We start from the raw sequence: 15,049 nt of genomic DNA, 5'->3' as shown, positions 1-15,049 counted from the left end.
TGCGCGGGGCGGGCTAGAAAATCCGCAAAAAAAAGCCCCGCTTATCCGCGGGGCCGCACAGTAGGTTTGATTTAGTTGTATGTGTTCTCGCTGGCTTTCTGCGAGATGTCACTCTGAATGTCTTCTACCTCTGGAAGAACGGTCGCATTCATGATGTCATCTACAAACTCAGACAGGTCGAGCGCTGAGAAGTCGATTTGCTGGAACTCTTCAACCGTAAATCCTCCACAACTAGGACTCTCGGGCGTTCCCCAGCCCTTCCCGATCTGCGGCTTGCCCTGCTCGTTGATGATCTTCGCCAAGATCGAGTTGTAGCAGCAGTAGGCTTCAGTTGTCTCCAGGCAGGCACCAAACACTTTCTTGGAGCAGTAGCTGCCGACGAAGTGGCAGAGATTTGCACCGCGGTGCATCCCCAGTTGCTGCTCTTCAGGCTCGCACGACTTGAGCTCCATCACCACTTGAATTGCAACCGCAATCGCAAAGCTGTATGGGTCGAAGTAAAAACCATTTCCCAGAGCATAAACAGGCCCGCCTAATAGTCCCGTTGCGGGAACAGCTGCTGCACCACCCACTGCATAGCTCAGCCCGTAGACACTGAAGCTAAGGGTTGGAGCGGAGGGAGCCGCGGCTCCCAGCGCAGAGGCACCTTGCTTCACCCACTCGACGTTATTGTATGCAAAGTCATACATGTACTTCGAGCCATAGCTCGCTAAGCCACCCCCTACTGTGGTGGCTACCTGGCCCATAATTGAAAAATTAGTTTCAGCTCCACCACTTTTTCCACAGCAGTTTTTGATGCCACCATACCCCTTACGGCATGACTCATCTTCCCCTCCGAACAGCTCACCATCTGAACCATAAACGCCGGCTTCACGTGCGGCCTCTTTGGCTGCAACAGCTTTGGCGAAATCAGTATCCGAAGGGTAACTTGTATCCCAGCAAACACCCTCATAGCAGGAAACCTTCGTGCTGCAGTCCTCGGTTGTAGTTGTCTCACCTTTTTTTGTAATGCAGCTATATGTGACCTGGGCCATGACGCAGCCAATTGGATCAGTGCTCTCGATACAGGTTTCGTCGATTTTTGAGCAGCCTTTATCCTCGTATTGCTGACAATCGCTTTCTTTTTCCGGATTGATACAAGAGTAGTCGTCCTGGTATTTCCAGCATGCCTTATAGACTGGTAATCCGTTTATTACGCGGGTTTCCGGGCCTTCAATACACGTGTGCGAAGCGATGTAGCACAGTGGGTTGGTAGCCAGTGGGTTACATTGGCTGGTGTCCAGTTCATCGCGAACGATGGTATAGGTGTTGTCCAGTTGGACTGTGTTCGACGGTTTCGTTGTTGCCGGGTTGTCGCAGCGGTAGGTGCGCTGCTCCACCAAACAGGTTCCGTTCCATGCGGTTGAGATGCAGGACGTGGATGTCTGATAACAACCCGCAACTTTTGATATGGCCGCACAGTAGTCTACCGAGTCTGGCTTGATACACTCATAAGTAGATCTGTACCTCCAGCACGCCTTGTAAATCATATTGCCGGCTATGTTTCTCGTTTCAGGACCCTCTACACATGTCTGTCCTGTGATTCGACAGTCACCAGCAAGTGCAGAACCACTGAACGGAAACGCCATTAGAATAATCAGTAAAATAAAACTAAAACTGATTACTTCGCCTTCGTGTGATTTTTTTATACAGCTCATGTCTACATCCCAGGTTTAGAGGCGAGCGTTTAGCGCACTGCATTGATCTGTCCATGTTTCGGTGCACGGTCCATTGCAGAGCATCCTGGCGTTGATTGTTATATATGTTTCGCCTGTTCCGCCGACGGCGGTTCTTGTTTCTAGTCTGTTTGTTCCTGATACTAGGTAGGGGACTAGGTTTATATTGGGTTTGACAGTGTTGTTGCGCTCAAGGTCAAGTCTTCTAAGTACGCCATCGCCAACATCCACCTTCCCATTGACAATTTCCAAACTAGTCCCACCAACCGGGCCGCTGTAGATAAAATTTCCATTTAACTTAATTATTATGTAGTCGTCGAACGATATTGAGGCGAGGACGAATTCTGAAAGTTGATTTGGATCCTTGACTTTGAACTCAAGGGATCGATCATACATTCCAGCTTTCCAGTAGTTATCACCAATCGAACCAAATTGCAGGGCGTATGTGCCATTTGAATTTGCCAAGGTCCATGACGTATACATGTCTGCTTGAGTAGAACCTGGAACAATTCCGCCGTTGTCACAGCCAACAATTGGGGGTTCGCAAACCATGGTTAAGTACTTGTCGCAAGCGACTCGTTCCACGGCGTTGTGCGTTACATTGCACTGAAAGTTGGCTTTGGCGTCAACATCAACTACCTGGCCCATGGAGCAGTACTTCTCTTCACTTAGATTGTAGATGTTGCAAACCTCAGTGGAGTAGATATCAGGTGTTGTTGTTGTTTTTGTTCCGCAATTCTCGGTAATGTCACCAGGCTTAGCGTTGTTGATGATCTCTCCAATACCACTGATGATCGGATCATTCTCGTCCACATCGACTTTGACACGCTCATATGGATTCTTGGCCAGGAAGTTGACAGCATCACACTCTTGGTTCGCTATCTGGTCGGTGCCATCGGGTTCTGTTTTGCAACTATTGATCCGTGCGGTTCCGACGTTGAAGAGAGAGGTACTACCAAACTGAGAGGATTGCGACGGAGTGTCCGTATAGAACGGCATCGCCTTGGCATTGGAGGAAGTCACATTGGAGGACAGTTTACTGAGGTTAGACTTGCCAAGCTCCGTTCCCTCAGAGTGTGGGTCAGCCCCAGCAGTGCTAGATAGCACCAGAGCCGCGGCCAAGGTCAGTAAGCTTTGCGTGCTGAATTTCATTGGGATTGAACCTTGTTAACCTTGGTTGGCGAGTGCGGGTCTTGAGTGAACAGGCTTGGGTCTGCCGGTGGGGAGCCGTCTTCACAGACGTTCATCCCCCAGCCAACTTCGAGTGGGCCGGAGCCGCCGTTGACCTTGGGTACCTCTTGCTGCGTGAACTGGATTGCTACGCGGGCGCAGCCGGGCTGCTGGAGTTGCTCAACGACCTTGGCCTCCACCATGACTGGTTCGCGTGAGTGGGTTTTGGCTTTCCAGACGTCAGCTTGGTCCCCGGTTAATTCGGCGGATGCGTGGCCGGTTTTCACGGCTTCGATCAGAATTTCTTTCGAGGTGTCGGCGTGCGCTGTGAAGGATGCTGCGCCAAGGACGATGAGGGAGGTGCACAGGGCCAAAAGGTTGGTCTTGAATCGCATTTTTGCTTTCCAGATACTGACAGTATTTTACACGTAACTGTAAGTCAGTTCAGGCATCGAAAGCAATCTGATAGATTTGTATGAGGCCGTGCCGATCGCCGCCCGGTAACCAATGCTGAAGGACAATTGTGCGAGGTCGACACGGTGGATGAGTTCTATCGCGCCACGATGGAGTTTGCGTTCGCAAGCCCTCGTGGTTACGTGGTGCCGATGCTCGCAATGGCAGTTGTCGTCAGAGCGTTGCCACCCCGGTGGCTAGCAACGTCTCTACTTAGGAGCGCTGGGGTTCTGTCCCATGAAATAGCCCACCTCCTGGTGGGGTATTTCACGAAGGCGAAGCCAGTCGGAATGTCGCTCATACCCCGCCGCGAAGGGAATCAAATTATCCTAGGGTCAGTAGAGTTCGAGCGCCTGACCTGGGCGAATGCCTGGATAACTGCTCTTGCGCCCCTATTTGCCTTGCCAGGCCTTTATGCGCTCGCCTTTTGGCGAACCTCGAATCATTCGGGGGGACTGACTTTGGTGGATCTGAGCTGTTGGATTCTGGCAGGGCCGATAATCCTGCACTGCTGGCCATCGAGGACAGACTGGCGATTGGCCCTCATCTCGTGGCCCATTCTTGGCTTGGCTTTGCTAGCCGCGGCGCTGTACGTCTGGAGTCAAGATTTGTCGTTCCTGTTGGCCTGGAGCAGTGTGGCGTCGTAGTCAGGGCGCTTCATGTGCTTATGCGTCGCAAGCCAGTTGGTTGCGAAGCTGGTCGCGTCGTTCTGCTCTTTTGAGCTGAGCCCGAAGGACGATATGCCACCCGAATTCATCCCCGGTTTTCCCTTGTTAAGGCCGACGTAGATCATCCACCAGGAAGCAGCCATCTTCTTGTTCTGATTCATGCTATGGCCATTTTTGTACATGGCCGAGAGGATAGCCGGTGCGTTGGGCTCGCTGGCTTGCGCCGCCTTCGTCAGCCAGTTGTACGCTTCCTGATACTCTCCCCGCTCGTAGAGCATGCGCCCAAGGAGGTAGTAGGCAGTCACGTTACCGCGATTGGCGCCTTCGTTTGCCCATGTCCAGGCCCTGTCACGGTCGCCTTTGTTGAGGTAGTAGAGTGACAGGCGTACAGCGGCGAGGTCGACGGATGCGTCCTTCACAGAAGACTCGAACATCTCCATCGCCTTGGCCTCATCCTTCGCAACACCACGGCCAAGTAAGGTAAGGACGGCCAGATTGTACCTAGCAAGGGGGTAGTCAGTGCTGGCGGCTGAGAAATATGCGGCAGCGGCAGCGCTGTCCTTCTTGACGCCTTCGCCGTGATCCAGCAGATAGCCCACCACGTTCTGTGCTCGGCTATTCCCGCCCTGGGCGAGTTCAAAAAGCTTCGGCAGTGCGGCCTTATCTCCGGCCTTGTAGGCTGCCCACGTCCGAAGCACGTCGCCTCCCTCTCGGGCGCTAGAGAGCAGCCCCTTCATGGCAGAGGAGATATCTGGAAGGCCGGAGTCCCCAGCGGCTTGGCTACTGAAGTACGCAGCGGCGGAAGTGTTTACGGAGCTGTCAGCTGCACAGGTGACGCTGGCGAGCGCTAGGGGCAGCGCCAACAAGGCCGGCAGTCGATTCGATAAAGCCATGTTCTGATACACCTTGTTTATTGATACGCGTAATGTATTCTTAAGCGCATGAAAAAACTATCCCTCCTTTTGCTTCTGGCAGGTGTGCTGACCGAGATGTCCTCGGCTGCTCACGCGGACTGCTTCGCCGACGCTGCTGCCCGCTATAGGGTCAGCGAGAAGCTGCTCCGCGCCATCCAGGTCACCGAAAATCGCCCGGGTAAAGCTGACGCAGTGAGCCCTAAGAACAGCGATGGCAGCTGGGACATTGGGCTGATGCAGATCAACTCATCTTGGCTCCCTGCGCTGTCGAAATACGGCATCGGTGAGAAAGAGCTTTTAGATCGCTGTGTCAGTGCAAATGTTGGGGCGTGGATCCTAGCAAGCAACATCGCCTCTCACGGCCACGTCTGGAAAGCTGTTGGCGCATACAACAGTCCCAACGAGAAAAGTCAGCGAATATATATTCAGAAAGTCATGAGCAACTATGGTGGTCTATAAATGAAACAGATATTCAGCAGTTGTTTTGCTGTCCTGTTATTCGGGTGGATACTGTACACGGTATCGCCTGAAGAGCCCTGTGAGCGAGTAGATCGAGGGGCTTTACCGATACGAGTAGTTTTTGATGCGGTTCGTTGGGCTGGCACAAACTATCTCAGTACTGACTCACGGATTGATTTGCTGCTTTGGAGCATTGCAGCCGATAAATCCGTGCAAAATTTCATCTCGCGTTTGTTCTATGGCCCAGAACTCACTTGCTCTAGCGGCCAGGCTAAATAGGAGCTGACTGTGGCAAAAGAACCAGATCTCTTTATTTTCAACTCGCAATCGGATAAGCCTGCGGCCACGTACTTGAATGATTTATTCCTGAAGGCTGCTCAGAATAGAATTCCGGATATTCATTTTCAGTGGGTTCAAGGGCAAGTGCATATCCAATTGCGTGAAGACGGTAAGCTCAGGCACTTTGATACCGTAGAGCCGGTGATGGGCAAAATGATCGATACGAAAATTCGATCGCGAGCCACCATGGACCTCTCTCAGCATCAGATTCCCATCGACGGGCGCATCGGGTTGAGATATCCGGGTATTGAGCTAGAAGTTCGAGTGAGCTTGGTTCCAAGCCACAACGGGCAAAAAATCGTATGCCGGTTGCTCGATCAAGAAAACGCGTCTATGGACCTAGAACGCATCAGGATGCCAATGCTGGTTGAGCATGCTTTCCGCGAGATGATCAACGAGCCTCAAGGGTTGATCCTCGTCACAGGTCCAACCGGCTCAGGAAAAACCACCACCCTCTACGCTGCACTCAACGCAATCAATGATGGAACGCTCAACATCTGTACGATCGAGCATCCTGTTGAGTACGTGGTCAAGGGTTTTGTCCAAATCAACGTTACACCCCAGCTCAGTTTCGCCTTGGGTCTTCGGGCCCTGTTGCGTCAGGATCCAGACGTCATTCTGATCGGTGAGATTCGTGACCAGGAAACCGCGCAAATTGCCATTCAGGCTGCGAACACCGGCCACCTGGTATTCGCCACCTTGCACTCCAACAGTGCCGCTCAAGCTGTCCCGCGGATCATTGATCTGGGTGTCGACGCCCAGACACTCGCTTCCGTTCTAATTGGCGTGATTGCGCAAAGACTGGTCCCTACTCTGCGGGCAGATATAGAGCATGAGTGGACGCCCATAAATGATGTTGAGCGTATGTGGTTGAAGAAAAATGGGCTACCAGCAGTGACTGGAGACGTACCACTTGCGACATCGAAAGATGCATTCTCTGGTAAATGTCCAATCATTGAACTTATTAGATCGGATAAGCAAGTACGCGCCGCCATAGTCAGTGGCGGTAGCGAGATGACAGTTCTTAATGCTGCTGCGCGACAAAACCAATTCGACACGTTAGGCCAATCTGCAGTGCGGATGGTGACTGATGGCGTAACCACTATGGCACGGATACGGACCCTGATTAAAGACGACTCAGTTAAGCCGACAGTCAGACGCATCGGCGATGTTCTGATTGCGCAAGGCAAAATCACCTTTACACAAGCGAATCAGGCAGCCGAGCTGCAACTCCGCTGCACTATTGAAGGAAAGGTGAAAAAATTCGGGCAAGCCCTCATCGATCTGAAGTTAGTCTCCCAAGATGACGTGGTATATGCGCTTGGCTTCACCGAGGGTGCTGTCGAGTTTTTGAACGACCTGGCCGCCGCCCGAGAAATTAACTTCAGGGCACTGAAGGAAACTGTTGAACTGTGGCGTACCGAGCGTAATCAAGAATCGATTTTCGACATGCTCATCGAGCAGAACCTGATCAGCAAGGAACGGTTATATGAAGAAGTTTATAGTGCAGATGGCTATGGCAGCCGTACTGGCCACACCAGTTCTCTCAATAGCGCAGGAGTTGCAGCCATCGCTGCCGTATAGGGAGGTTTCGGCTCAGGCTGAAGACAGTCACAAAGTAGTTGTGTTCTTCTCGTTTGCGTGCCCAGTCTGCGCTTCATACGACCAGACCTTCTCACGCTGGGCCAAAACGCTGCCGCCCGGCTGGTCAGCTGAATTCATTCCTGTGGCGGTTCCCGACAAAGGGAATTACTTGGCTGCTCGTGCATTCTTCGCTGTCCAGGATGCAGATCCGAACCGAGTTGCTGCATTCATGTCAGCGGCCTATACGCTGATCCAGCAAAACGGCATGACAATGGAGGACCCCGGCACGTGGTCGAGAGCGGTAGCGATGGCAAACGTCCAGGGTTTCAATGAGGCCTGGCATAACGTCACGCAACAAAGGCTGGAGAGAGCATTTGCCAAGCTCCTCACGTATGGCGTCGACGCCACACCGTCCATGGTGATCAGCGGTAAATATGTGATCACGCCTGACGATGTCTCAGGCGATAGTGCACTCTATATGAACCTGGCCAACGGTATGATCTCTAAGGTGATGCAAGAGCGTTAATACTGGTTGTTTGGTCTGTCCGATAAAGCTTGTGAATACGCCTAACCCCCGTACCGTCGGGGGTTTTGCTTTTGTAGAGCAAGCTGCGGGCCTGGTTAGACCTCCATGCTATCCGCTCCAGGCACCCTGCGGCCCTCGTCAAAGATTAACCGAGATGCCAGGTTGAGCCGAAGGAGATGCTTGGGGCGGCCGTCATGGAGATTGAGTAGGAGGCAGGTACGCTCCCTTCGTCCTCTCACACCACTGTGCGTACGGTTCGGAACACGGCTGTTCAGGTTGATCCCATAGTTTCTTCGGCAGCGCCTGATTCATATGCGGCGCTCCGGAATTTCGCCATGGACCTCGGCCACCGCAGCCAAGCGGGTTACGCTTGCGCGCAACGCGCCATGCCTGACGCACTACGAAAAAGCCCGACTATGTCGGGCTCTATTCAGGTACCTATGGTTAGTGACTGCCTCCTCTGGTTGTAGGCGGCGTGGTGTCCCCGTCACCCTTGTCATCCGGGCCCACAACAGTGTTCTGCAAGGTCATCACTCGCGTAGCTGGCGCTGGTTTCTCCCCTCCGGAGAACGGGGATTGGTACGCATCCGCTGCCCCCATCATGCCCTCGCCATATGGGCTACCTTGCCCATTTTCTGAGACTGCTGGTTGTGGCTCCCCTGCTGAAAGACCGGCGCTAGTCGCCGATTGACCACCGGCGGTCATTAACCCCCCTCCAGACCCTGTCATCAGGTCACCAGCTTCAGCGTTCGTGTTCATCGGTGTGACAAGGGGCTGACCTAGCGCTGGGGCTTGCGCATTCTCGCCGGGAGCAGCCATCAAGTTGCCTGCATGACCACCTAAGGGTGCGAGAGCATCAGCTGGCGCCGGCATTGGAGCTACAAGAGGCTGACCACTCTGTGCCGGAGCGGCTTCGCTCTGAAGCGCTGAGCGCACGCTTGAACCAGGCTCATAACGTTCGGGCTTGCCGTTGGAGGCGACATCAGCGTTGTAGCTATCAGCCATTTTGTCGGCGGCAATCATCATGCCCGGAACCACTGATACGTTTCCAGCAAGCTTAGTAGCGCCGGCAAATTCACGACCCGCCGTGCTCGCAGCCGCCGTGGCGTCTTTTGCGGTTTTTGCCGCCTCTGCTACATGTTCGGCGTGCACAACACGCGAAGCTTGACCTTGGCCACGGAGCAAAGCGGGTACTTCGTGGCCTGCGGCGTTGACAACGCGTGCTGCCTGCGCAACCTCGGTACCAGCCTCAGCGGTCTTGAGAGCAGTTGCGGCCCCACGCGCTGCCATAGCAGCCCTTCCCGCTTGCGCGCCTTTGAAGACTGCGCCTCCCCACCCTGCGCCGGGAACAAACATCGTAGCAGCCGTCACGGCCATCGCCGTTTTAGGGTTCTCTTGCTCCCACTGTTGCTCTGCCTGGCCAGCGCCCACCAGTGTGTTCTTGATGGGGTCTATCGACATAGTGTCGCGGATCTGTTCTGGTGCAATTGTGGTATCTGCATTCTGGGCAGCGGTTTTGGCAGCCCGAATTTGTTCCTGCCCTTTTGAGTAGCTGCTTGGGAGCTGCGAGCCGATAAACGTTTCTCGGTCCTCATAGGAGCGATAAGGGTCCATGCCAGATGCTGCCTCTTTGAGTTCCTGAGGTTGAGGGGCTCCCGTTGGACCAACCTGGTTAGGATTCACCCCGGCAACATTCAAAGAAGGGGTGCCGATATTTGCCCCGGATATCGGGCCTCCAGGGTTATCAGCGACTTGATTAGCTCTGCCGCCTACACCTGCGAATTTGGCAGCATTTCCTTCGGCAGGCCCACCAACAACATTTCCGGTCATAGCAGATACGACATTGGCAAATTCAGTGTCGGCACCGATTGCTTTGAGAGCCCACATCTGAGCTGCTTCCCGCGCCCCAACCATACCTACGGATTGTTGGTTATAACGGGTTTCCAGTTCTGGGAACTTCTGGTTGAACGCTGCTCGCTGCGAGTCAGACAAGCCTGCGATGGCACTATTCAGTGCTTGCAGACCCTGGGGGGAACGGCTGAGATTACCTCCCGTTGTCTCCTCGCTGATTAAGGCGTTTGCCGAAACTCCAGCTACAGCAGAGGTTGCTTGCTGGAATCTATTGAACGAGGACTGGGTATCCGCTGTGGTTGAGCTCAGACGCCGGCCAAGAGCATTCTCTGTAGCAGCTTCTCTACCAGTGCTGTGAGAAAACGCGTCAGCCACTGAAGCCTTCCAACCGGACATGTCGCTTTCGTTCTTGGAGATCTCGGCACCAAATTGTGAGGCGACCTTGGTTGCCTGGTCTTTTGTCATTTCCTTGCCGGTTGCGTTTGCGATACCAGCTTTTACACCTCCAAAGAGACCACTAAAGCCAACATTGGCTGCAAATTCTTGTCTGAATGCATCCTTCTGCTGGCCTGTGAAGCCCAGCGAATCAGCAATGCTATCGCCAGTCTTCAGTGCCTGCTGGGTAATGTTTGTATGGGCTCGATCAAGTGACTGCATACGCTGGTCGGTCCAGCTGTCACCCGATTTATACGAAGACATCTGGCGGAGCGAGGCTTCGACAGCTGAAGAACTTTCGCTTCGTTTTGAATGATCCGAGCCGAAAGCACTTTGCAAGGCGGTGCTGAGCTCGTTCTTCACGCCTGCAGTATTCCAATAAGCTCCAGTCGCACCGAGGCCGTTTTTGACGCTGCCCGAGTGCTCAGACTGGTATTGGTTACGGCTTGCAACATCGACGTGGGCGCCGTTCTTCAGAATATCAGGAGATTGCAGTTTTTCGTCATTGTGGTCTCGGCCGGACCAGCGACTGGCCAGGCTCACCATGCCATAGGCCGTCAGGCCTAGCATTGCTGCTGAGATTAGCGGTGTCGCAGCCAGCATGTCCGAAGCTATGCCAAGCCTAGTTGCAAGGACGTCGTAATAGACGGCCTTCAAGTTACTTGGTACCAGCCCTTGCTCTGTGAATTCATTCAGCTTTTCAGCGACATCGTTCTGGATGTACATCTGAATCACTGCGGAAAATGGCAGCCAGGACGTGGTCCAGATACCGAAACCGAGAAACTTCACATACATCATCAATGACCCAGCCCCTTTGAACAGGCTGTAAATAATTACGATGGGGGCGAAGCCGAAGAAAAGGATCTGAAGAAAAACCATTGTTGGCATCATAATTTTGGCAAAGAAACTGCCAGATGCCGCAGCATCAGAACGGAACTGCTCGTCTTGCTGAGTCAAGGAAGTCATACAGAGGTTGAAACTGTTTTGATCGGAAATACTGTCCAGGCAGTTATATGTGCCCACGATAGAGTTGAAGAACAGTGCGTTCACCATGAAATCATCAGCGCTTTGGGCTGATGACCAGAGCGAAGGCACTAGGTTGGTAATCGCGGCCATTACATCGTCAGGTGTGTACTTGCTGCCAGACGGGCTCTTATCCTTCATGCCAGCATTGATCATTTTCTTCGCGTTTGCCGAAGATGGGAACGCGTCAACCTTTGCTGATAGTATTGTTTGCGCTTCCGGGCAAGAAAGCGCTTTGCCACCAATGTTCACATTATCCCAGTAGGTGGTTAGACCCGAGCCTCGGGAGTTGTCTAGCACGTAAGAAACAATATTCGTGGACTGTTGAAAGTTCTCGATGCTGAAAGTCGTCGATCCTGGAACGCAGTCAATCACATATTGTTTCAGACTGGCCACAAGATACGGATCCACATTTTCCACACCTTTACGCAACGTGAGCAGCAATTTCAACGGGGTCACAAAGCCGTTTTGAGTAACAGCCATATAACTTCCGGAAGTGCTTTGATAAGCCGTGTTGATCTTCTCAAATAGGCCATACATGGTTGTTGTGAATAGGCTGGCTGGTGCCGCTATTACTAGCGGAACATTGTCAACTTTGTTAACCGTTCCAGTGTAAATGTCTTCAATTTTCACATCGGCTGTGATGGTGCAGCAAGCAACCATCATGGCAAAACCAAAGAGCCCCCCAACAGGACCGTTTGCCGGTATGAACTGTTCCGAGGCACCCTTCTGGATTACGAACATAATCCCAGAGATTAATGCAATGAAGCCGCCTACCAAGTATACGCCAGTCATGAAGCCTTTGGCGTTGAATACCATCGCTACGCTGTTTAGCGTGTTATAAAAGGTAGAAACATCACCCAGTACATATACAGTGAAGTCCATAATATTTCCTAGAGGCCCGGCTTGACGAAGATGGCTGGGTTGCTGGTAAGGATCATGTTGATATATTGCTCAGTGGCAACAATTTTAGGTTGGAAATTCGCGTGTTCAGACCTGATTGCTGCCAGCTCTTGAGTTAGTTTGTTGATGTTTGGGTCTACAAAGTCTGGCTTTATGCCCTTGACACCGTTGAATGTTTGATTGGCGGCGTACAAAGCAGCCTCCCCATATTTAACCGCTAACTCATTGGCGATGATTGGAGCCATTTGCTCAGCAACCCCCTGAATAGCCCCCGGGAATTGTTGAACTTTTCTGATCAATGCCAGAGCAGGCGTATTGATAGATTCGATGAACTGCTTCTGTGCTGCGGTGAAACCACAGGAACTGCCTGTGCAGCTCGTAAGCTTTCCTACGATCGACGTGCTAGCCGTGCCATTAGTTACGCCTTGTGCGTAACCGAAGAGCATTTTGTTGGTGTAGCCAAGGGTGCCATCAAAGCTCAAGGTTTTGTTGGGGTTAATGCTCGTGCACTTGGTGCGGTCGTACCCGTTGTCGCAGTGCAATATTTTGAGCGGGGTACTGTTGGTGCTTGAGCCATTTTTGAAGTTCATCAACGTCAAAGTTGGGCTATAGATCTGTCCAACTTTAGGCTTCTCAGAACCATCAGAGTTTTTCGAGGAGCTGTCGGGGGCAGTCATTACAACTGCGCCAATCATGCTCATCACAACTTCGTTAGCGAGGTTGCTATCGGCTTCTCCACTATCCGGGTTACCCAGATATTGGCCGGATGAGGTGTCTGTTAGTGCTTTCCAAACAGGATTACCGCACTCCTCGCAGCTCCCGTCATTCGTACCCTTGTCGGAGCTCTTGTTCGGAGAGCTGAACAAATCATCCAAGCCAGCGAACAGATCAGAGAAAGAGCCAGTTGCAGCAGATGCAGCAGTAGACGCTTGGTCCACCATCTCTTTTCGAGCTGAGGGATCTGTGAAGGACTTAACAATCGAGTTAGCGACTGCGCAGGTGTTCTTCATCATCTGGTTCAGAGCTTGCAGTTTATTCTGGAAGTCCTGCATGAGCTTGCCCAGCGCCGGGTTGATCGCGTCGATGGCAGCTTTGAAAGCCACACCAACAGCGTTCGCTGCAATCTGACGGAAAAGTGCAACCAGGGCGTCGGCGTTAATGAACGAGAATGACCCCGCGAACAAATCAATTCCTCCGCAACCGGCGGAGAATCGTGGTGGATCGAACGCGACCAGGTTAATGTTACGAACTGGGCTTCGGAGGGCTGCGCCACCGCCAACCATACCCCCCCGGCTCTGGCTGGAGAAAGCCCCAGCGCTGGTGCTGTTCGACATGAACATACCGTCTAACGCATCAGCTAGCCCTGCTGACGCTGGTATTGAAACCGTGGTAAGCGTCGCCACAAGTAGTAACGAAACCAGCTGCTTTAATTTATTCCGCATCATTGCTGCCCCCCTTCGTAGCGGCCTTCCAATTTGTCTTTCAGGTATTTAACCCATTGCTTGGGATCATCACTCGCGCCCCGTTGAGTGTCTTCATTGGTCAAGACACCTCGATCATAGGTATTGATTTTCTGAGCAATGTCTTTGGGTAGTAAATTGTTGCTATCGGCGGCAATGATGATCCGCTCTGCAAGTTGATCCTGAGCCATCATCCCTTGCGATACGATGTAGTAATTGTTAGGCGGAACAACGAGTACTGTTGTTGGCGTGATGCGCAAGTTCAGGATGCTCGCTTGTCCGGTGTTTTTCTCGTATTCGCTTACATTCGGGAGCGGTTTTCCATCCATGGAAATGAATTTCGTAACAAACCCGTATTCTTTGGACAACTTCTGAACGGTATTAACTTGAGGTCGGCAGAACTCACACTTCGAATCAAAGAAAACCCACAAACCGCCAACGGTCGCGATATGTTTTAGCGCTTCGGTTACACCGGCTTGCGCATTTCGCAGGAAAAACGGTTTTGTGTACGTCGCGATGGGGACCCGGTTGTTTTCATCAAGGAAGGGGTCGGCGGCCACAACTCGGGTAGTCATCTCTGCATAGCGCTGTGACTTGTCCAAGGCCACGCGCTGGGCGTATAGGTAGGCCTCAACGTTCTCCTTGCTAGGGTCGTCGATCGCAGCATCCAGCAGCTTTGGCATGTTTGTGCGCAACCACGAAACAGAAAATGGCTGGATCTTCTGCTCCTCCTTGGCAGGTGTTCCGGTAGGGGCTTTGGGCTCTTGAGGAATCAAGGGCGGTGGCGGCGGATTCTCCTTCGGGTCTTTGTAGAAGAACCAGCCTTCAGCTTTGCGCTCGATGAACCTCGGAGAGCCACTGTCGGATTCAGCAGAGGCAGCGCCAGACAAAGCGGCGAGAGATGCCAGGAATAATACCGGAAAGCATTTATTCAGTGCATAACGCGTACGCATACTTTCAAATCGCTTGAATGAGGCTTTCATCAGATGATGGGCCCTACCCTGCCAATGATCAGCTTTTCATCAAGGAAGCCCCAGTAACGACCGTCATAGCTCCGAGGCTCAGTTCCGATGACAAGAATCTTGCCCGCCGGAACCGTCATGACTCGATCGAAATCGCCAGGCTTTTTGCCCAGTTTCTCGATGAGGTCCAGCTCACCGATCAAGCGATCACCGATGTAAGCGACGTTATTCTTCACGACCAGTTTATCGCCCGGGAGTCCAGCAACCATTTTTCCGACGGTCTTCCCTTCAAAGTGTTCGCCCATAAGGCCATCCTTTGGCACGAACGCTACAAAATCGCCACGCTTCAGGTCAGCAGGCTGGCCGTAAGTGATCATGTACAGGCGCCAGGGCAAGCAGCGGACTGACGCAAGGTCAACGCCAATCCGGTAGTCCTGGCGAAATGTCGTAACCGCTGCAATAGCGACGATGAAAGCTGCTGCGATACCAAGGATCGAGTTTCGGAGAAAGCGGAGACGTGGTTTGTCCGTTCGCAAGGTTTTGAATGGGGAGACCAGTCGAGTCGCCAGTGCTTTAGCGCGCATGAG

General features: G+C 52.6%; 11 protein-coding genes. 3 read left to right on the top strand and 8 right to left on the bottom strand.

Annotated features, from left to right (window positions below; genetic code table 11):
- Positions 1 to 71: 71 nt before the first annotated feature.
- The 4 genes from PM2_RS25700 to PM2_RS25685 form a co-directional block, all read right to left on the bottom strand.
- Entirely contained in the window at positions 72 to 1,697 is a 1,626-nt protein-coding gene (locus tag PM2_RS25700) for a conjugal transfer protein TraN (RefSeq protein ID WP_080641047.1), read from the bottom strand.
- 15 nt (positions 1,698 to 1,712) lie between these two features.
- Positions 1,713 to 2,867: a hypothetical protein gene (locus tag PM2_RS25695; RefSeq protein WP_016486976.1), complete on the bottom strand. Its 1,155-nt coding sequence runs from the start codon at positions 2,865 to 2,867 to the stop codon at positions 1,713 to 1,715.
- On the bottom strand, positions 2,864 to 3,280 hold the full coding sequence (locus PM2_RS25690) for a hypothetical protein (protein WP_016486975.1): 417 nt from the start codon (positions 3,278 to 3,280) through the stop codon (positions 2,864 to 2,866). Before PM2_RS25690 ends, PM2_RS25695 begins: the two co-directional genes overlap by 4 nt.
- 659 nt (positions 3,281 to 3,939) lie before the next feature.
- Positions 3,940 to 4,899: a tetratricopeptide repeat protein gene (locus tag PM2_RS25685; protein WP_016486972.1), complete on the bottom strand. Its 960-nt coding sequence runs from the start codon at positions 4,897 to 4,899 to the stop codon at positions 3,940 to 3,942.
- Between the two features lie 48 nt (positions 4,900 to 4,947).
- Here PM2_RS25685 and PM2_RS25680 point away from each other — a divergent pair, with 48 nt between their 5' ends.
- The 3 genes from PM2_RS25680 to PM2_RS25670 all read left to right on the top strand — a co-directional run bounded on the left by PM2_RS25680 (position 4,948) and on the right by PM2_RS25670 (position 7,828).
- Complete coding sequence (locus tag PM2_RS25680; RefSeq protein WP_016486971.1) at positions 4,948 to 5,379, top strand: lytic transglycosylase domain-containing protein; 432 nt, start codon at positions 4,948 to 4,950, stop codon at positions 5,377 to 5,379.
- A 288-nt stretch (positions 5,380 to 5,667) separates the two neighbouring features.
- Entirely contained in the window at positions 5,668 to 7,302 is a 1,635-nt protein-coding gene (locus PM2_RS25675; protein ID WP_016486970.1) for a GspE/PulE family protein, read from the top strand.
- Positions 7,235 to 7,828 (top strand): thiol:disulfide interchange protein DsbA/DsbL, encoded by a 594-nt coding sequence (locus PM2_RS25670; RefSeq protein WP_042132602.1) that lies wholly within the window; start codon positions 7,235 to 7,237, stop codon positions 7,826 to 7,828. The genes PM2_RS25675 and PM2_RS25670 overlap by 68 nt, the downstream gene beginning before the upstream one ends.
- Before the next feature lie 444 nt (positions 7,829 to 8,272).
- On the opposite strand, the gene PM2_RS25665 is transcribed toward PM2_RS25670, so the two are convergent.
- The 4 genes from PM2_RS25665 to PM2_RS25650 are packed head-to-tail and all read right to left on the bottom strand — an operon-like array spanning position 8,273 to position 15,046.
- Positions 8,273 to 12,022, bottom strand: a complete 3,750-nt coding sequence (locus PM2_RS25665) for a conjugal transfer protein TraG N-terminal domain-containing protein (protein WP_016486968.1) — start codon at positions 12,020 to 12,022, stop codon at positions 8,273 to 8,275.
- A gap of 8 nt (positions 12,023 to 12,030) precedes the next feature.
- Positions 12,031 to 13,485 carry a conjugal transfer protein TraH gene (locus tag PM2_RS25660; RefSeq protein WP_232866929.1) on the bottom strand — a complete coding sequence of 485 codons (1,455 nt, stop codon included), beginning with the start codon at positions 13,483 to 13,485 and terminating at the stop codon, positions 12,031 to 12,033.
- A complete protein-coding gene (gene traF / locus PM2_RS25655) occupies positions 13,482 to 14,483 on the bottom strand; it encodes a conjugal transfer protein TraF (protein ID WP_231995371.1) in 1,002 nt (333 codons plus the stop codon). The genes PM2_RS25660 and traF overlap by 4 nt, the downstream gene beginning before the upstream one ends.
- Positions 14,483 to 15,046 carry a S26 family signal peptidase gene (locus PM2_RS25650; RefSeq protein ID WP_016486965.1) on the bottom strand — a complete coding sequence of 188 codons (564 nt, stop codon included), beginning with the start codon at positions 15,044 to 15,046 and terminating at the stop codon, positions 14,483 to 14,485. The genes traF and PM2_RS25650 overlap by 1 nt, the downstream gene beginning before the upstream one ends.
- Between the last annotated feature and the right edge of the window lie 3 nt (positions 15,047 to 15,049).

Source organism: Pseudomonas monteilii NBRC 103158 = DSM 14164 (assembly GCF_000730605.1).
Lineage (GTDB): Bacteria > Pseudomonadota > Gammaproteobacteria > Pseudomonadales > Pseudomonadaceae > Aquipseudomonas > Aquipseudomonas monteilii.
The sequence above is the reverse complement of the archived record's forward strand: the minus strand, read 5'-3'. Positions and strand labels throughout refer to the sequence as shown.